Genomic DNA, 17,537 nt, shown 5'->3' with positions numbered 1-17,537 from the left:
AGCACCTTATCCGGCCTACAAAAGGTGCATGAACCGTAGGCCTGATAAGCGTAGCGCCATCAGGCATATGCTTAATTCCGGTGTTCAAACGCCAGCGCTTTACGTTCGATTAAGCGCATCATCAGTGTCAGCAAGCCGTTGACGATCAGGTAAATCACACCCGCAGCACCGAATACCATAACGTCATAAGTACGACCGTACAGCAGCTGGCTATAACCCATGACTTCCATCAGGGTGATGGTGTAAGCCAGTGAGGTACTTTTAAATACCAGCACCACTTCGTTGGAATATGAGGAGAGGGCGCGTTTAAAGGCGTACGGCAACAGAATCGCCAGCGTATCCTTTTTGCTCATCCCCAATGCACCGCAGGACTGCCACTGGCCTTCCGGAATTGCACGGATAGCGCCGTAGAACAGTTGCGTAGTGTAGGCCGCACTGTTTAACGACAGCGCAATTAAGGCGCATAACCAGGGTTCAGAGAGCAGATGCCACAGTACCGGATATTCTTGCAATGCCGGAAACTGTCCTGGTCCGTAGTAGATCAGGAAGATTTGCACCAGCAGCGGTGTACCGGTAAACAGCGTGATATAAGCGCGAACCAGCCACACCAGTACCGGCGTTTTCAGCGTCAGGATGACGGTGAAGATCAGCGCCAGTACCAGAGCAACCACGATGGAGGCGACCGTCAGCGTCAGGCTTGTATGCAGCCCTTTCAACAATTCAGGTAAATACTCAAGCATCAGCCTGGTCTCCGCTCAAAACGTGTCGCGCGCAGGTCAATGCGTTTGAGAATGTACTGACTCACCAGCGTAATCACCAGGTAAATAGCGGCTGCCACAATGTACCAGGTAAACGGCTCCTGGGTACGGGTGGCAATACTCTTCGTTTGCAGCATCAGATCGTTCACGCTGATAAGGCTGACCAGCGCGGTATCTTTCAGCAATACCAGCCACTGGTTACCCAGTCCCGGTAAGGCATGACGCCACATCTGCGGCATCACCAGACGAAAGAAGATCGCTGCTTTAGACAAACCTAACGCCTGACCTGACTCCCATTGCCCGAGTGGCACGGCCTTCAGCGCGCCACGCAGCGTTTGCGACGCGTAAGCGGCATACAGCAATGACAGTGCAATGACACCGCACAGGAACGGGCTGACGTCGAAGTTTTCGATCTGCATCTGAACCGGGATTTGTACAAACCCGAGATTGATCGTAAAGCCATCGGCCAGCGTCAGCAGCAGTTGTGAGGAGCCGAAATAGATAAACAGAACCACCAGAATTTCTGGCAGACCGCGCAGGATGGTGACCAGGGCCGAGCCAGCCCATGCCACCGGGCGCCATTTTACTGACTCCCAGACGGCAAAAAACATGGCGAGTGCAAGGCCAATAATCAGCGCACAAACGGCAAGGCCGACGGTCATCCCGGCGGCGCTTGCTAAAGGAAAAAATTCATTCATCAAATATTACTTCTGGAACCATTTGTTGTAGATGGTCTCGTAAGTCCCATCTTTCTTCACTTTTTCCAGCGCAGCGTTAAATTTCTGCTGCAGCTCGGTATTGCCCTGGCGCACAGCGATGCCCAGACCAGTACCGAAGTAATCTTTATCCGTGACTTTGTCGCCAACCGCGGCCAGTTTTGGATTGTCTTTCAGCCACTCTGTTACTACTGCGGTATCACCAAAGACGCCGTCAATACGACCGTTTTGCAGATCGAGTTTGGCATTCTGATAGCTGTCATACGGCACGGTAGTCACTTCCGGATGTTTATCCATGATGAATTTCTGGTGCGTCGTCCCGTTTTGAACGCCGACTTTTTTGCCTTTCAACTGATCAATGCTGGTGTATTTACCCTGTTGGCCAACAAACAGCGCAGAGTTGTCGTAGTAAGGGGTGGTGAACAGAACCTGTTTTTCACGCTCAGGCGTGATGTCCATACCGGCCATCACCGCGTCAAAACGACGGAATTTCAGGCTCGGGATCAGGCTGTCGAAGGCCTGATTGGTGAAGGTACATGTAGCGTCAATCTCTTTACACAGCGCATTCGCCAGATCAACGTCAAACCCTACGATCTTGTTGTTAGCATCGATCGATTCAAACGGAGGATAAGACGCTTCGGTGGCGAAACGAATGGTTTGGGCTGCGGTAGCGGAAAGGCTAAAACCTGCGATTAGCGCGGCAATCAGAACTTTTTTCATTGTATTGTCCCGAATCTTAGTGAGAAAGATAGTTTTTAAACGCTTCGGTTTGCGGGTTGGCAAAGCAGCTCGCATCCCCAAACTCGACGATATGACCGTTTTCCATGTACACCACGCGACTGGCCGTTTTACGAGCAACTTCCACTTCGTGGGTGACGATCACCTGAGTAATATTGGTTTCCGCCAGCTCACGAATGATGCTGACGATTTGGGCGGTGATTTCCGGGTCAAGCGCTGCGGTAGGCTCATCAAACAGCAGCACCTGTGGTTCCATCATCAACGCGCGGGCAATGGCCACACGCTGCTGCTGGCCGCCGGACAGATGCAGTGGATAGCGATCGCTGTACGGCTTCAGACGCAGTCGTTCCAGCAGTTTCTCGGCACGCGCCATCGCTTGCTCTTTTGTCAGACCCAGTACGCGGCAGGGCGCTTCAATCAGGTTCTGCACCACCGTGAGATGCGGCCAAAGATTATATTGCTGGAAGACCATGCCGACGTTTTGACGCAGATCCCGAATGGCTTTATCTGACGGAGTTTTCGTGAAGTCGAAACGGTTACCCGCAATAGAGAGCGTGCCCGAGCGCGGCATCTCAAGCAGGTTGAGTACGCGCAGTAGCGAGCTTTTCCCGGCTCCACTTGGGCCAAGTAACACCAGTGTTTCACCCTGAGGGCAATCCAGCGTGATATCGAACAGCGCCTGATGTGCGCCGTAGAAGCAGTTAATGCCGTTTAATTGAATACTCATTGACACTCGATACTGGCAGTCTGATAGCTATTGAAGCCGCAGATACTACCTTTGACAGAATAGTTATGCAATATTTATGCGTTAAAAGTTAAATGCAAACCGCATTCTTCTCTAAACATAGCACAAAATAGCGGGGCCACCAGTGGGCAAGAATAATTGTCGGCATTCTATGCAGAATGCCAGACAATTAATGGGGGTTATGATTTGGGCGAGTAAATGGCGCGATTAACGGTTTTCGACAGACTGGCGCAACGTCCCGGCTGGCGCGTGTACGCTGCCGCCCAGATAGCGGACATCATCAACGACCCAGCACTGGCCTTCGCGGATCATCAGCACTTCATCACGCCAGCTCTGGTCACCCTGTTTCAGCTCTACGCGTAGCGGAATGTTGCGTGCATCACTATTCGGAATAGTCGATGCGCTGGCGACGCTGGCACTGTCCGGTAACGTAGCCCGACTGGAGAACGGATCGCTGTTAAACAGGTCGCGGTGTGCATTATCGCGGCTGGCGTCGGTCAGCAGTTTAGCCAGGTTGTCGCTAAGGTATGGACGAAGTGGGGTAAGATCATTGTTTCGATGCTGAATACGGTAATCATAGAATTGTTGAGCCACGCTGTCTGGCCCGCCTTCTACGCATGAACCGCTACGCGTGCCGTTATCTTTATAGACCGGCGTCACGGTCGTACAGGCGCTGAGAAGGAGTGCACAGGGAACCAGCAGAGAGAGTTTCGAGTAGCGCATAATGATTTCCTTATTAGCTTTCTACTATTAGTGTTCTACGTTGATAGAATATATCCTTTCAATGATAGTGGATCGGTTCGATAATGCTTTTGAGATCGTGCTCTTAGCGCAAAAAGGAGATTAACCATGCAGTTTTCGACTACCCCTACGCTGGAAGGGCAGAGCATCGTGGAATACTGCGGTGTTGTGACTGGCGAAGCCATTTTAGGCGCGAATATTTTCCGCGATTTTTTCGCCGGCATTCGCGATATTGTCGGCGGTCGCTCCGGCGCGTATGAAAAAGAGCTGCGTAAAGCGCGTGAAATTGCTTTCCAGGAGCTGGGCGAACAGGCCAAAGCGCTGGGTGCTGATGCGGTGGTCGGTATTGATATTGATTACGAAACCGTGGGCAAAGACGGCAGTATGCTGATGGTGAGCGTCAGCGGTACCGCGGTGAAAACTCGCCGATGAAGCGTCTGTTGTGTCTGCTGGCATTTACGCTGTTGCTGGTGGGATGTGCTGGCGAAAAAGGGATTGTCGACAAAGACGGGTATCAGTTAGATACCCGCCGTCAGGCACAGGCTGCTTATCCACGCATTAAAGTGCTGGTTATCCATTACACGGCCGATGATTTTGACTCTTCTCTGGCTACGCTGACCGATAAAAACGTCAGCTCGCATTATTTGATCCCGGCTGTGCCGCCGCTCTACCACGGCAAACCGCGTATCTGGCAACTGGTGCCGGAAAAAGATCTGGCCTGGCATGCGGGGATTAGCTTCTGGCGTGGCGCTACGCGTATTAACGATACCTCAATTGGCATTGAGCTGGAAAACCGCGGCTGGCAAAAATCGGCAGGGATAAAATATTTTGCGCCGTTTGAACCCGCGCAGATTCAGGCGCTGATCCCATTGGCGAAAGATATTATCGCCCGCTACGACATAAAACCGCAGAACGTGGTAGCCCATGCGGACATCGCGCCGCAACGTAAGGACGATCCTGGACCGCTTTTCCCATGGAAAGTGCTGGCCGAACAGGGAATTGGCGCGTGGCCGGACACTCAGCGCGTAGCATTTTATCTTGCCGGGCGAGCGCCTCATACGCCGGTAGCAACCGAATCTTTACTCGATCTGCTGTCGCGTTACGGCTATGAGATAAAATCTGATATGACGCCGCGCGAACAGCAGCGGGTGATTATGGCCTTCCAAATGCACTTCCGCCCGACGCTGTGGAACGGCGCGGCGGATGCAGAAACTCAGGCGATTGCCGAAGCGTTACTGGAAAAATACGGGCAGGGTTAACGCAGAACACCAATGCCTGATGGCGCTTCGCTTATCAGGCCTACGACTAATTTGGGCTGGTTTTTTGTAGGCCGGATAAAGCGCTTGCGCCGCCATCCGGCAATGGTTAACGCGGCAGCTTACCATGGTCGCGCAGCCAGGCCGCGGTACGTTCAATCCCAGCATCCAGCGTCACAATGGGCTTATAACCCAACTCTTCCTGAGCGCGGGTAGTATCCAGCGTAAAATCAAAATTTAGCTTCGAGACGCCGTAATGCGTCAGCTTTGGCTCTTTTGCCGATTTATTGCCTAAACGCTCCATGCTGCGGGCAATCATGTCCAGCATCGGGTAGGGAACGGAGCGGATCCGACAATCAATATTCAGCTCGTCGATGAGCTTCTGCACAATGCTGCGCAGAGTGCGATGCTCGCCGTTGGTAATGTTGTACGCGCGACCTGACGGCAGCTTATCGCAGGCTTGCTGACTTGCCAGCCACATCGCGTGCACTGCATTTTCGTAGTAGGTCATATCTACCAGCGCACTTCCGCCGTGCGGCAACAGGATGCTGCCATAGTGGTACATCATATGGGCCAGGCGCGGGATAAAGACCTTATCGTGTGGTCCGAACAGGCTTTGCGGACGCAATACCGTAAAACGCGTCTGCGGGTTGGCCTGCGCCAGCAACGCGATCACGTCTTCGCCAGCTGCTTTGCTGCGGGCAAATTCATTGGCGAAGCGGTGCGGACGAAAGTCCTCTTTGATATCGCGATGGTGGTGATAATCAAAATAGAGCGACGGCGAGGAGATATGAATGAAGTTGCGAACGCCCCAGGCCACGGCCCACTCGCCCAGACGGCGAGTTGCGCGAACGTTGGCCAGATCGAAGGCTTCCTGAGTTCCCCACGGTGAGGTAAAACTGGAGCAGTGCCACAGCGTGTCGATGCCGGCAAGCATCACTTTTGCTTGCGAAGAAACCAGCTCGGTCAAATCCGCATGCACAAATTCTGCGCCCATTTTCTCCAGCAGCTTGCCCATCGCTTCGTTGCGACCGGTGGCTCTGACGCTGACGCCTTTGCTGCATAAAAACTCAACCGCGTTTCGGCCCAAGCCGCTGGTGGCTCCGGTAACCAGTACCTTCATATCAATCCACTGTGTTTAAAAAACGTCGTGCGCATTCTTCCGTGAAATACGCCTGTATGCAATGGGAAACATGAAAGAATACAGGCTCTTTTTATCATTAGTCTGTGATTTGTTCTGCAAGTTTGGCTATACGCTTCGCCATCCCCCTGAAAATGAACAGGTGCGCGGGGATCATCAACAGCCAGTAGAAGAGGCCAGGCATACCGTGCGGATGCCACCAGGCGCGTACATCAATGCGCCGATGATCGCCTTTATCTTCCAGTGTGAAGCTCAGGCGACCCAATCCCGGCGCTTTCATCCCAAACAGCAGCGTCAGCTGTTTCTCCGGCTCAACGATGATGACTTTCCAGCTATCAACGGTGTCGCCAACTTGCAATAGTGGGTGTTCGGGACGACCTTTTGCCAGCTTATGGCCGACCAGCAGGTCCAAGGCCGCGCGCGTCTTCCATAGAATATTGCCAAAGAAATAGCCTTCTTTGCCGCCGAGTCGATTCACTACCTGCCACAGTGCTTTTTTGCTGGCGGCGGTTTCAACGCTAAAGCCAGCTTGTTTGGCGAAATAGCCATATTCTGGACGCCAGCGGGCAAACGCCTGCGCGTCGTAACCCCAGTCGCTGGAGTTGACCAGCTTTTCTTCTTCCTTCAACGTACTGCGCACCGCGTCATCAAAGGCAATCAGCTTTTGCGGGATCAGCGCACGTAGTTCGGTGTCATCGGCCAGCAGGTCGTGTTTTAAGCCCTGGATCAGCGCCTTGGCCGTGGTTGGCGGCACTGACGTAATGACGTTTAAAAACCAGACCGAAATCCAGCGGGTAGGGAAGGGGATGGGGATGAGCAGGCGATGTTTACCGCTGACCGCCATAAAATGCTCGAACTGTTCCTGATAGCTCAACACCTGCGGGCCGGCTGCTTCGAGTACGCGGTGATGTTGCGTGGGATGATCCAACAACGCCACCAGGTAGTACATCAAATTCACCAGCGCGATAGGTGTGGTGCGCGAACGTACCCAGCGCGGAGGGGTGAGTACCGGCAGGTTGTAGACCATGTCGCGCATCACTTCAAAGGCAGCGGAACCTGCCCCCACGATAATGCCCGCACGCAATTCCGTCATTGGCACGCCTGATTCACGCAGAGTATCTGCGGTTATCTGTCGCGCACGCAGATGATCGGATTGTTCATGCCGGGGAGCCTGTAATGAGCTCAGGAAAATAAGCTGTTTGATTGGTGTATTACGCAGTGCATCGCGGACGTTCATCGCCACCTGACGTTCGTGGGCGATAAAATCACCGCCTTCACCCATACCATGGACCAGGTAATAAACCGTATCAACACCCGCCAGCAGCGGGGGGAGGTTATCTGGCCAATTCAAATCGACCTTATGGCAACTGACGTTGGCCAGTTGCTGCTTTTCCAGTCGTTCAATGCGACGTGCCGCAGCCAACACCTGATGCCCTTGCTGACTGAGCGCCTGTACCAAATGTTGACCAATGTAGCCACTGGCGCCAAGAACCAAAATCCGTTGCGGCACGCCCATCTCCTTATTGGGTTAAAAAAGCGCGCCAGTGGGCGACGACTTCAGCAAGTTGTTCACGTGATACGTCCAGATGCATCACCAGGCGCACAATCGGGGAGGCGTTAATCAGCACACCCTGCGCTTTCATATATTCACCCAGCGCGGCCGCGTGCTGTTCGCCAACGCGAACAAACAGCATGTTGGTGTCGTGGCGCATGACGTCCGCCCCTGCTTCGCGCAGTTGCTCCGCCATCCAGGCGGCGTTGTCATGGTCTTCCTGCAAACGCGCCACGTTATTTTTCAGCGCATACAGTCCGGCCGCCGCCAAAATACCCGCCTGGCGCATGCCGCCGCCGGTCATTTTGCGCCAGCGAATGGCACGCTTGATGTACTCGTGGCTGCCGACCAGCAGCGAGCCTACCGGCGTTCCCAGACCTTTGGAAAGACAAATGGTGAACGAGTCGCAGTATTGCGTGACATCTTTAAGCTCACAGCCATAGGCGACGATGGCGTTAAAAATACGCGCGCCGTCGACGTGCAGGGCAAGATTGCGCTCCCGGGCGAATTCCCAGGCCTCTTTCAGATACTCGCGCGGCAGCACTTTGCCGTTATGCGTGTTTTCCAGACTGAGCAGACGGGTGCGGGCAAAATGGATATCGTCTGCTTTGATTTTTGCTGCCACTTTGTCCAGCGGCAGGGAGCCATCCGGCGCGGCATCGATGGGTTGCGGTTGAATGCTGCCGAGCACCGCTGCGCCACCCGCTTCGTAGAGATAGTTATGCGCGCCCTGACCGGCGATATACTCTTCGCCGCGCTGACAATGGCTGAGCAGTGCAACCAGGTTCGCCTGAGTGCCGGTAGGTAAGAAAATGGCGGCTTCTTTGCCAGAAAGCTCGGCCGCGTATTGCTGGAGGGCATTAACGGTAGGATCATCACCGTAAACGTCGTCCCCGACCGGGGCGGCCATCATCTCTTCGAGCATGGCGCGACTGGGTCGGGTGACGGTATCACTGCGTAAATCAATCATGGTATCTCCTTATTACACTTCATCCTTCAAGCTGCCTCGGCGTTGGCCGCACCCTCAAACCCCAGTCACATAGTATTCCTATGCTCCTGGGGATTTTCGGGCTTGCCGCCTTGATGCATCATGAATGATTTTGTGTGTGGTTTAATAAGGATGTTTTACCTGAGCCAGTTCGTTTTCGCTAGTTCGATCACTTCATCACCGCGTCCGCTGATGATTGCGCGCAGCATATACAGGCTAAAACCTTTGGCTTGTTCGAGCTTGATCTGCGGCGGGATCGCCAGCTCTTCTTTCGCCACCACCACATCGACCAGCACCGGACCGTCAATTGACATCGCCCTTTGCAGCGCCTCATCAACCTCTGAAGATTTCTCCACGCGAATGCCCGTGATGCCACAGGCCTCGGCAATCCGCGCGAAATTCGTGTCGTGCAGTTCGGTGCCGTCAGTCAGATAACCACCAGCTTTCATCTCCATCGCCACAAATCCCAGCACGCTGTTGTTGAAGACAATAATCTTCACCGGTAACTTCATTTGTACCACCGACAGAAAATCGCCCATCAGCATGCTAAAGCCACCGTCACCGCACATTGCCACAACCTGACGTCCTGGTTCGGTCGCTTGTGCGCCGAGTGCCTGCGGCATGGCATTAGCCATCGACCCGTGGTTAAACGATCCGAGCAGGCGACGTTTGCCGTTCATTTTCAGATAGCGTGCTGCCCACACCGTTGGCGTGCCAACGTCGCAGGTAAAGATGGCATCGTCAGCGGCAAAGTGGCTGATCTGTTGCGCCAGATATTGCGGGTGAATAGCTTTATCGCTGGGCTTGGCTAAATCATCCAGCCCTTTGCGCGCCTCGCGGTAGTGCTCCAGTGCTTTGTCCAGGAACTGCCGCTCGGTTTTCTCTTCCACCAGAGGTAGTAGGGCACGTAACGTGGATTTAATATCGCCTACCAGCGCCATATCAACTTTACTGTGCGCGCCAATACTCGCCGGATTGATATCAATCTGAATAATTTTGGCGTCGGTGGGGTAGAACGGGCGATAGGGGAACTGGGTACCGAGCAGGATCAGCGTGTCGGCATTCATCATGGTATGGAAGCCGGATGAAAAGCCAATCAGCCCGGTCATACCCACGTCATAGGGGTTATCGTACTCAACATGCTCTTTCCCGCGCAGAGCGTGCACGATCGGGGCTTTGATTTTAGCCGCAAACTCAACCAGCTCTTTATGCGCACCGGCGCAGCCGCTGCCGCACATCAGGGCGATGTTGCTGGAGTAGCGCAGCAGTTGCGCCAGTTTTCTCAGCTCTTCCTCTTCCGGGGTGACTACCGGGAGTGGCGCATGATACCAGTGCGTGGTGGCGCTTTCAGGGGCGGGCTTCAGCGCCACGTCGCCGGGTAATACCACCACGGAGACGCCACGGTTGAGCACCGCTTTACGCATAGCTATAGCCAGCACCTGGGGGATCTGCTCAGGGCTGGAGACCAGCTCGCAATAATGGCTACATTCACGGAACAACTCTTGCGGGTGGGTCTCCTGAAAATAACCGCTGCCTATTTCACTGGATGGAATATGCGCGGCGATTGCCAGTACCGGAACGTGGTTGCGGTGGCAATCAAACAGGCCGTTAATCAGGTGCAGGTTGCCTGGCCCACACGAACCTGCGCAGACGGCCAGTTCGCCCGTCAACTGCGCTTCAGCGCCCGCGGCGAAGGCCGCAACCTCTTCATGACGGGTTGGCATCCAGTCAATTGTTCCCATACGATTCAGACTATCACTCAGACCATTTAGCGAGTCACCCGTTACACCCCAAATGCGTTTTACGCCAGCCTGTTCGAGTGTTTTAGCAATAAAAGCGGCAACCGTTTGTTTCATGGTTTTCCTTCTCCTCTAATGTGATACCGGTTACAAGTTTAGATGAAGATAATCGTTATGCTTCTCATTTCCCCCTTATTTCCGGCAGGTTTCATTTAACCTGTATTAAGCGTAGTTTGTTATTGGATATGGTGAAACAAGGAATAAATTCAAATGGTTATAAAACTATTAAATTCAGTTAACCGGGTACTGACTCACGAAGATTTTGGCAAGTTTTTGTTACGCCTTGCCGTCGGTGGGCTGATGCTGTTTCATGGGCTGCATAAACTGTTTGCTGGTATTGATGGCATCAGCGGCATGTTGATAGCGAAAGGTTTCCCGGGCTTTATTGCGTACGGCGTTCTGCTGGGAGAGGTTGTAGCGCCGTGTCTGATTATTCTAGGCATCCTGACGCGTCCTGCGGCGTTGGGGCTGGCGTTTACGATGGTTGTGGCATGGCTGATGGTCGGGATGGGCGAAACCTGGACACTGGATAAAACCGGTGCATGGGCGATTGAAAGTCTGGTGTATTTCTTCATCGGCGCGCTGGCCGTGGCGTTTTTGGGGGCGGGGCGTTACTCCGTTGCAGGAAATTCTGCCTGGCGATAGTTACCATTTGAGAGTCAATACCGAGGCGGGGGTGCGCTGACGGTTTGCCCGCCTCGTCGTTCAATCTGTCGCTAATCTATATGTCATCACTGTTCCATAGTTTGTGCCGACGTCTCAGCGCTCGCTGCGTCAATGCCCTTGCCATCGCGGCGCCTATTTCAGCGCTGACAACCAGTCCCTGAATAAACGGACGATCGTGCATCAACCACGGCAGCCCGCCAAAAGCGATGCGATTGCGGGCGTTTTCCGGCGCTTGCAGCGTGTAATCTTCGCCGATATCCGGGATCTCATCGCCACAGGCCAGCAGTTGATCGCGTAGCGTTGGGAAAGGGATATCTTTGCTCTGCAATGCCCGTTGCCCTCGGGCGTCAATAAACACATCGAATTCGCTGCGTCGACCGTGGTGGTAAATTACCGTCATTTCCTGCTCATTCGTACGCTCATAATCCGCACCAAGTGTGAGGATCTCAATCAGCCCGGCGTCGTGCAGCGCCAGCAGTCGGCGGACTGATTCAGACGGGATTGCCGCATAATTGTCGATAAACACGCGCGCCAGTCCTCGCTTAAAGCGCTTTTCATCAGACGGATCAAGATGTGGGACGATCTCTTCGATTACCTCGTGTAGCCGCAGCAGTGTATAGCGCCACGCGACGGTACGCTGTTCCTGTTTGTTGCGTTCAACTTCAATCAGGTTGCGCTTCGCCCATTCAAAAGGATCGTGCTCAAGCCTGTCGGCAAAGTAGGCCTCGGGGAATGTATCGGCGTTGAGCGTCTCAAGTGCTATCTCTTGGCTCCATTGCGGGGCTGCATCTTGCAGTTGTTGTACAATAATCCGGAAAATGCGGTCCAGTAATCCTTTTTGCCCATGGACAATGACGTCTTCAATTGCTTCAGGCGTTGCGATGTTCAACGATTCATAGGGCAGAGGGCAGTAAAAATCCGCTTCAGGCAGCACACCGCTGCGCGACATTAGGGTCAGCTTCAGGCTTTGGCTGTCGGATTTACAGATAAACTGGAGTGCGTTATCAGCCCCGGTGGTGAAGGCACCGTGTTGGCAGGCCACGGCCATCGCTGCGTCAATCGCGCTGAGCGAGGTGCCGAGAATTCCTACCCGGCAAGCGCTAATCTGGACGTCCATCAGACCGGTCCACGGGCTGGGGAAAAACTTCCGTGTCTGTACATCCGTTTCAGGCCACAGATGGCCGGTGGCGATAGCGGCGAAGTCCACCTCGACAGGCTGTGAAGCATGATTGATCCACAGAGAGACCCCATTCGGGTTTGCGCGCAGGTCGGTGACTTCGCTTGATTCGTTTATGCTAATCGCCAAGCCTGAGCCTCGCGCTTTCTCGACGATAGCGAATAAACGATCGCGATAATAGTCACCGAGGATCACGCGGGGCAAAAATTGCCGTTCATGCAAAGAATTACGTTCAATCCGAAACTGCGCCAGATAGTCATCACTTTGATTCTGTAGCCACGTCAGATAACTGATATAAATCGGTGGGATCTCTATGCTGGCTATATTTGCCAGCATGAAGTCTGCGTTGTTGTCGCTGTTATAAGGCATGCCAACGCCCGCCTGTTCAGCTTGCTCATAAAGCTCTATTTCCAGCGGTTCACCGCGCTCAACCAGGGCATGAAACGTATAAATGCCGGTGGGACCGACGCCGACAATGGCCACTTTTTTCATGGGGATCCTTGTAGAAAGTTCGACGTGGTAGTCCTGGATTATGCTTAATCTGCGAAGTGTAAGTGTGGTCGATAATTTACGGGGGAAGGAGGTATTTTGCCGGGGAGAGTGAAAATATCAGAATTTTGCAGCGTCTGAGAGCATAAAAAAGGCCACCCGGTACAGCCAGGCAGCCTTTTGCACATCAGATACCGGCCAATTACGCCAGCACTAAATCACCCTGCGGATGGCAGGAACAGGCCAGCACATAACCTTCAGCGATTTCTGCGTCGGTCAGCGTCATGGTGCTGCTGACCGTGTAGTTACCGTCAACCACTTTGGTTTTGCAGCAGCCGCAAACGCCTGCACGGCATGCGGCGACAACCGGAACCTTGTTGCTTTCCAGCGCTTCCAGCAGCGTACTGCCCACCGGCGCATAGAACTCTTTCGCCGGCTGTAGCTTAGTAAACTTCAGACCACTGGTGGCGGCTTCGGCAACAGGTGTGAAGAACTGCTCTTTAAAGAAGCGCGTCACACCCAGTGCTTTGACTTCTTTCTCGACCAGATCCATATACGGTGCCGGGCCACAGGTCATCACGGTACGCGAGGTCAGATCCGGTACGCTTTTCAGCAGTTCGGTAGTCAGTCGGCCGGAAACAAAACCTTCGGTGGCATTGTTTTCAGCAACTAATGTCACCGGATATTCACGCCACTCGTCGGCAAAAATGACATCTTGCGGCGAGCGAACGTTAAAGATTACCTGTACATCCGCTTGCGGGCGGTACTTTGCCAACCAGCGACGCATTGACATGATTGGCGTAACACCACAGCCTGCGGCCAGCATCAGGAACTTGTCTTCCGCTTTATCTTCACAGGTGAACTCACCCATGGCATCGGACAGCCAGATATAGTCGCCGCGCTTCACGTCGCGGGTTAGCCACTGTGAACCTGCACCATCGTCAATCCGGCGGATGGTCAACGTAATGTACTCGCTAACGCCCGGCGTTGAGGAAATGGTGTAAGCACGCAGCGTATCCGCTGAATTACGTACGCTGACCAGTGCATACTGCCCGGCGCGGTAAGGATAATAATCGTGGCACAGCAACGAAATTGTCCATACATCCGGCGTTTCCTGATGGATGTGGTGAACCTGCATCCGCCATGGGCACTGATGAGTTGGCATTGTCATTCTTTACTCCTTACGCGCTCAGCAGTTGCTTCATGTCTTCTTCAACGGTGGTCACGGAACGCAGACCAAATTTCTCGTTGAGAACTGCCAGCAGATCCGGTGTGAAGAAACCAGGCGCAGTCGGGCCAGTTACGATGTTTTTCACGCCCAGAGACAGCAGGGTCAGCAGAATAACAATCGCTTTCTGTTCGAACCAGGAGAGTACCAGAGACAGCGGCAGATCGTTCACGCCACAGCCCAGTTTCTCAGCCAGGGTTACCGCCAGGATAATGGCAGAGTAGGCATCGTTACACTGACCGGCATCGACCAGACGCGGCAGACCTTCGATATCGCCGAATTCCAGTTTGTTGAAACGGTATTTACCGCAAGCAAGGGTCAGAATCAGGCAGTCGTCTGGTACGCTGGTGGCGAAGTCGGTGAAGTAGTTACGTTCACCACGTGCGCCGTCACAACCGCCAACCAGGAAGATGTGACGCAGTTTTTCGCGGCTCACCAGGTCGATCAGGGTATCAGCAGCGCCCAGCAGGGTCTGACGACCGAAACCTACGGTGATCAGGTGCGGAATTTCACTGTACGGGAAGCCAGCCATCTGCTGCGCCTGTGCGATAACCGGACCGAAATCGTCACCTTCAAGGTGGCTCACGCCCGGCCAGCCGACGATGCTACGGGTCCAGATACGGTCGTCGTAGGCGCCAACGGTTGGGTCGATGATGCAGTTAGAAGTCATCACGATTGGGCCAGGGAAGCGGGCGAATTCAACCTGCTGGTTCTGCCAGCCGCTGCCGTAGTTACCGATTAGGTGTTTGAACTTACGCAGTTCCGGATAGCCGTGTGCTGGCAGCATTTCGCCGTGGGTATAAACGTTAACACCGGTGCCTTCAGTCTGCTCAAGCAGGTTGTAGAGATCTTTCAGGTCGTGACCGGAGATCAGGATGCACTTACCTTCGGTTGCTTTTACGTTGACCTGAGTCGGGGTCGGGTGACCGTATTTAGTGGTTTCACCGGCGTCCAGAATGCTCATCACTTTGAAGTTCATCTGGCCGATTTCCATTGAACACTCCAGCAGAGCGTTCATATCGGAAGGCCAGGTACCCAGCCACGCCATGATTTTGTGGTACTGAGCATAGATATCGTTGTCGTACTGACCAAGAACGTGGGCGTGCTCCATGTAAGCTGCCGCACCTTTCAGGCCGTACAGACACAGCAGACGCAGGCCGAGGATATTATCGCCGATGGTCGCTTTGTCTTTATTCGGGGTGAATTCAGCGGCCTGACGTTGCAGGTCGCCCAGATCGTCGCTGACCAGTTGCAGATCGGCCATCGGGTTATCGACGGTGGCGTTAGCGTCTTTAGCCAGGCATTGTGCTTTCAGGGCGTCGCGCATGGCGATAGCTTCACGGGCATAGCCAACAATACGCGGGGAATCGAAGTTTACGTTAGTCAGCGTGGAGAAGAACGCACGCGGCGCAAAGTTATCAACCTCATGGTCGATGATGCCGTATTCACGTGCTTTAACAGCCCATGCAGACAGACCTTGTAGGGAAGCAATCAGCAGATCCTGCAAATCGGAGGTTTCAGCCGTTTTACCGCACATACCCTGCGCGTAAGAGCAGCCGTTTCCTGCCGGAGTACGGATGGTTTGTTCACATTGCACACAAAACATGGTCACACCTTTTAAAGTTATATTTAATATACATGTTTAAGATTATGCCTGTGCGCGTAGGGATAAAAGGGATTTCTGCTACTACTTGCAGGGAGATTGATTTAGCGCAATTTTGGCGGTAGCTGACTACCGCCAGAGAGGTATTTGCCCTGGCGTCAGGCGGAGAAAAACGCCATCAGCAGAGGCACTAACAGACTCAAAATAAAGCCGTGGACGATGGCTGCCGGGACCATTTCCAGGCCGCCGCTGCGTTGTAAAACGGGCAGGGTGAAATCCATTGATGTCGCGCCGCATAATCCCAGCGCGGTAGAGCGGCTGCGGCCCACCATTCCTGGAATCAACATAATGGCGATCAGTTCACGGGCCAGGTCGTTAAAGAAGGCGGAACTACCAATTACGGGTCCGAACGATTCGGTCAACAGAATACCGGACAGGGAATACCAGCCAAAACCTGATGCCATCGCCAGCGCGGTTTTCAGCGGCAGACCGAGGATCAATGCATTGATAACCCCCGCCAGCATCGAACTGGCGACGACGACGACGGCTACGATCATCCCCCGACGGTTCAGCACAATTTGCTTTAAGGTCATACCGCTGTTGCGCAGTTGGATCCCCACCAGGAACAGTAAAAAGATTAACGTATATTCGCTGGCTTCGGTGGCATGCTGCAGAATGGGAAGCCCAGTGAGGCCGAGCAGGAAACCGATGACAACGACGCCGCAAAGCTGGAGCGACTCAAGCGCCATTGCAATTCGCGAGGGGAGTTTTTCTTGCTTGTGGTTGTGTCTCCAGGGCAGCGAACGCTCCAGCCAGAACAGCGCCGCAATATTACACAGTATAATGACCGTCACGCTGACCGCAGAATAATGAAGAATAGCTAACAGGTTGCTGGCGAGATTATCCAGAAACGCCAGGCTAATACCCATAAAAAAGAGAATAAGGTAGACGATCCAGCTCAACAGGCGATTGATAAGTTGTAATGCAGTCCTGTGCCGGAGCGGAATAAGGTAGCCCACAATAAGGGGAACCAGAATGATTAACAGCCCTGAAAACATGAAAACCAGATCCTTGCTGAGAAGTAAGACGAAATGCGCTAGCACACACTACTCAAAGCAAAGAGGGGAGTAAAGTTGCAAATAAAAGGAAATATAGAGAGGATAAAAAGACCTGACTTGCGCCAGGCCTTTTTTGTTAGCGATTAATCGCGTTTTTCCAGCAGAGTGCGGTAAATAAGGCCGCCGAGTACCCCACCGATAATCGGCATAACCCAGAAGAACCACAATTGTTGCAATGCCCAGCCGCCCTGGAAAATGGCTACTGCGGTACTACGTGCCGGGTTTACGGAGGTGTTGGTGACTGGAATACTGATCAAGTGGATCAGAGTTAACGCCAGACCAATTGCGATAGGTGCAAAACCTGCCGGAGCATGTTTATCGGTCGCGCCGTGGATCACTAATAAGAAGCCTGCGGTCAGAATAATTTCAATGACGACGGCAGAAAGCATGGAATAACCGCCTGGTGAATGTTCACCAAAGCCGTTTGAAGCAAAACCACTGGCCGTTGCATCAAAACCTGCTTTACCGCTGGCAATAAGATACAGCGCCGCTGCTGCAACAATACCGCCTACAACCTGAGCAATAACGTAACCAATAACATCTTTTGCCGGGAAACGACCGCCAGCCCATAAACCGAAGGTTACCGCCGGGTTAAAATGCCCACCTGAAATATGACCCACGGCGAATGCCATGGTTAATACGGTCAGGCCGAATGCCAGCGCGACACCGGCAAATCCAATTCCCAATTCCGGGAATGCGGCTGCCAGCACTGCACTACCGCACCCACCAAAAACGAGCCAAAACGTACCGAAGAATTCAGCTGCTAATTTCCTGAACATAACCACCTCAATTAAAAGTTCCGGGTTCGTATTCCTTGCCCGG

The 17,537-nt window shown here is 53.5% G+C and carries 17 protein-coding genes; 3 read left to right on the top strand and 14 right to left on the bottom strand.

Features of this window, described 5'->3' with window-relative positions; genetic code table 11:
* Positions 1 to 71: 71 nt before the first annotated feature.
* The 5 genes from artM to E6P06_RS18625 form a co-directional block, all read right to left on the bottom strand.
* Positions 72 to 740: an arginine ABC transporter permease ArtM gene (gene artM / locus E6P06_RS18645; protein ID WP_003840185.1), complete on the bottom strand. Its 669-nt coding sequence runs from the start codon at positions 738 to 740 to the stop codon at positions 72 to 74.
* Complete coding sequence (artQ, locus tag E6P06_RS18640; RefSeq protein ID WP_003027301.1) at positions 740 to 1,456, bottom strand: arginine ABC transporter permease ArtQ; 717 nt, start codon at positions 1,454 to 1,456, stop codon at positions 740 to 742. Before artQ ends, artM begins: the two co-directional genes overlap by 1 nt.
* A 6-nt stretch (positions 1,457 to 1,462) precedes the next feature.
* Positions 1,463 to 2,194, bottom strand: coding sequence for an arginine ABC transporter substrate-binding protein ArtI (artI, locus tag E6P06_RS18635; protein WP_003027298.1), 732 nt, complete (start codon positions 2,192 to 2,194; stop codon positions 1,463 to 1,465).
* A 16-nt stretch (positions 2,195 to 2,210) separates the two neighbouring features.
* On the bottom strand, positions 2,211 to 2,939 hold the full coding sequence (gene artP, locus E6P06_RS18630) for an arginine ABC transporter ATP-binding protein ArtP (RefSeq protein WP_003027295.1): 729 nt from the start codon (positions 2,937 to 2,939) through the stop codon (positions 2,211 to 2,213).
* Between the two features lie 225 nt (positions 2,940 to 3,164).
* A complete protein-coding gene (locus E6P06_RS18625) occupies positions 3,165 to 3,680 on the bottom strand; it encodes a lipoprotein (RefSeq protein WP_016150628.1) in 516 nt (171 codons plus the stop codon).
* Positions 3,681 to 3,806: 126 nt separating this feature from the next.
* Between E6P06_RS18625 and E6P06_RS18620 the strand changes: the two genes are divergently transcribed.
* Positions 3,807 to 4,130, top strand: coding sequence for a heavy metal-binding domain-containing protein (locus E6P06_RS18620; protein WP_001160725.1), 324 nt, complete (start codon positions 3,807 to 3,809; stop codon positions 4,128 to 4,130).
* Positions 4,127 to 4,957, top strand: coding sequence for an N-acetylmuramoyl-L-alanine amidase (locus E6P06_RS18615; RefSeq protein WP_054528573.1), 831 nt, complete (start codon positions 4,127 to 4,129; stop codon positions 4,955 to 4,957). The genes E6P06_RS18620 and E6P06_RS18615 overlap by 4 nt, the downstream gene beginning before the upstream one ends.
* Before the next feature lie 106 nt (positions 4,958 to 5,063).
* Here E6P06_RS18615 and E6P06_RS18610 read toward each other — a convergent pair whose 3' ends face one another.
* The 4 genes from E6P06_RS18610 to poxB all read right to left on the bottom strand — a co-directional run bounded on the left by E6P06_RS18610 (position 5,064) and on the right by poxB (position 10,491).
* On the bottom strand, positions 5,064 to 6,077 hold the full coding sequence (locus E6P06_RS18610; RefSeq protein WP_071667351.1) for an NAD(P)-dependent oxidoreductase: 1,014 nt from the start codon (positions 6,075 to 6,077) through the stop codon (positions 5,064 to 5,066).
* A gap of 97 nt (positions 6,078 to 6,174) precedes the next feature.
* On the bottom strand, positions 6,175 to 7,605 hold the full coding sequence (locus tag E6P06_RS18605; RefSeq protein WP_119174723.1) for an SDR family oxidoreductase: 1,431 nt from the start codon (positions 7,603 to 7,605) through the stop codon (positions 6,175 to 6,177).
* A gap of 10 nt (positions 7,606 to 7,615) precedes the next feature.
* Positions 7,616 to 8,617 (bottom strand): low-specificity L-threonine aldolase, encoded by a 1,002-nt coding sequence (gene ltaE, locus E6P06_RS18600; RefSeq protein WP_139935560.1) that lies wholly within the window; start codon positions 8,615 to 8,617, stop codon positions 7,616 to 7,618.
* 155 nt (positions 8,618 to 8,772) lie between these two features.
* Complete coding sequence (gene poxB, locus E6P06_RS18595; protein ID WP_003027264.1) at positions 8,773 to 10,491, bottom strand: ubiquinone-dependent pyruvate dehydrogenase; 1,719 nt, start codon at positions 10,489 to 10,491, stop codon at positions 8,773 to 8,775.
* A gap of 153 nt (positions 10,492 to 10,644) precedes the next feature.
* On the opposite strand from poxB, the gene E6P06_RS18590 reads away from it, so the two are divergent.
* Positions 10,645 to 11,079 carry a DoxX family protein gene (locus E6P06_RS18590; RefSeq protein ID WP_003840198.1) on the top strand — a complete coding sequence of 145 codons (435 nt, stop codon included), beginning with the start codon at positions 10,645 to 10,647 and terminating at the stop codon, positions 11,077 to 11,079.
* Between the two features lie 76 nt (positions 11,080 to 11,155).
* On the opposite strand, the gene E6P06_RS18585 is transcribed toward E6P06_RS18590, so the two are convergent.
* The 5 genes from E6P06_RS18585 to aqpZ all read right to left on the bottom strand — a co-directional run bounded on the left by E6P06_RS18585 (position 11,156) and on the right by aqpZ (position 17,494).
* A complete protein-coding gene (locus tag E6P06_RS18585) occupies positions 11,156 to 12,769 on the bottom strand; it encodes an FAD-NAD(P)-binding protein (RefSeq protein ID WP_139935559.1) in 1,614 nt (537 codons plus the stop codon).
* Positions 12,770 to 12,968: 199 nt separating this feature from the next.
* Positions 12,969 to 13,937 (bottom strand): NADH oxidoreductase, encoded by a 969-nt coding sequence (hcr, locus tag E6P06_RS18580; protein ID WP_003027256.1) that lies wholly within the window; start codon positions 13,935 to 13,937, stop codon positions 12,969 to 12,971.
* 10 nt (positions 13,938 to 13,947) lie between these two features.
* On the bottom strand, positions 13,948 to 15,600 hold the full coding sequence (gene hcp / locus E6P06_RS18575; protein WP_044701892.1) for a hydroxylamine reductase: 1,653 nt from the start codon (positions 15,598 to 15,600) through the stop codon (positions 13,948 to 13,950).
* 155 nt (positions 15,601 to 15,755) lie between these two features.
* The gene (locus E6P06_RS18570) at positions 15,756 to 16,655 is read right to left on the bottom strand and encodes a lysine exporter LysO family protein (RefSeq protein ID WP_058842341.1); all 900 of its coding nucleotides are present in this window, start codon (positions 16,653 to 16,655) and stop codon (positions 15,756 to 15,758) included.
* Positions 16,656 to 16,798: 143 nt separating this feature from the next.
* Positions 16,799 to 17,494, bottom strand: a complete 696-nt coding sequence (gene aqpZ / locus E6P06_RS18565; RefSeq protein WP_003840208.1) for an aquaporin Z — start codon at positions 17,492 to 17,494, stop codon at positions 16,799 to 16,801.
* Positions 17,495 to 17,537: the final 43 nt, after the last annotated feature.

The organism is Citrobacter sp. CF971, assembly GCF_006385635.1.
GTDB classification, from domain to species: Bacteria; Pseudomonadota; Gammaproteobacteria; order Enterobacterales; family Enterobacteriaceae; genus Citrobacter; species Citrobacter freundii.
Note: the sequence above shows the minus strand (reverse complement) of the source record. Positions and strands in the feature narration are given on the sequence as shown.

Excerpts from the sequence above, each read along its gene's own strand:
- artM (WP_003840185.1), bottom strand. The coding sequence starts at position 740 with ATGCTTGAGTATTTACCTGAATTGTTGAAAGGGCTGCATACAAGCCTG.
- artQ (WP_003027301.1), bottom strand. The coding sequence starts at position 1,456 with ATGAATGAATTTTTTCCTTTAGCAAGCGCCGCCGGGATGACCGTCGGC.
- artI (WP_003027298.1), bottom strand. The coding sequence starts at position 2,194 with ATGAAAAAAGTTCTGATTGCCGCGCTAATCGCAGGTTTTAGCCTTTCC.
- artP (WP_003027295.1), bottom strand. The coding sequence starts at position 2,939 with ATGAGTATTCAATTAAACGGCATTAACTGCTTCTACGGCGCACATCAG.
- E6P06_RS18625 (WP_016150628.1), bottom strand. The coding sequence starts at position 3,680 with ATGCGCTACTCGAAACTCTCTCTGCTGGTTCCCTGTGCACTCCTTCTC.
- E6P06_RS18620 (WP_001160725.1), top strand. The coding sequence starts at position 3,807 with ATGCAGTTTTCGACTACCCCTACGCTGGAAGGGCAGAGCATCGTGGAA.
- E6P06_RS18615 (WP_054528573.1), top strand. The coding sequence starts at position 4,127 with ATGAAGCGTCTGTTGTGTCTGCTGGCATTTACGCTGTTGCTGGTGGGA.
- E6P06_RS18610 (WP_071667351.1), bottom strand. The coding sequence starts at position 6,077 with ATGAAGGTACTGGTTACCGGAGCCACCAGCGGCTTGGGCCGAAACGCG.
- ltaE (WP_139935560.1), bottom strand. The coding sequence starts at position 8,617 with ATGATTGATTTACGCAGTGATACCGTCACCCGACCCAGTCGCGCCATG.
- poxB (WP_003027264.1), bottom strand. The coding sequence starts at position 10,491 with ATGAAACAAACGGTTGCCGCTTTTATTGCTAAAACACTCGAACAGGCT.
- E6P06_RS18590 (WP_003840198.1), top strand. The coding sequence starts at position 10,645 with ATGGTTATAAAACTATTAAATTCAGTTAACCGGGTACTGACTCACGAA.
- E6P06_RS18585 (WP_139935559.1), bottom strand. The coding sequence starts at position 12,769 with ATGAAAAAAGTGGCCATTGTCGGCGTCGGTCCCACCGGCATTTATACG.
- hcr (WP_003027256.1), bottom strand. The coding sequence starts at position 13,937 with ATGACAATGCCAACTCATCAGTGCCCATGGCGGATGCAGGTTCACCAC.
- hcp (WP_044701892.1), bottom strand. The coding sequence starts at position 15,600 with ATGTTTTGTGTGCAATGTGAACAAACCATCCGTACTCCGGCAGGAAAC.
- E6P06_RS18570 (WP_058842341.1), bottom strand. The coding sequence starts at position 16,655 with ATGTTTTCAGGGCTGTTAATCATTCTGGTTCCCCTTATTGTGGGCTAC.
- aqpZ (WP_003840208.1), bottom strand. The coding sequence starts at position 17,494 with ATGTTCAGGAAATTAGCAGCTGAATTCTTCGGTACGTTTTGGCTCGTT.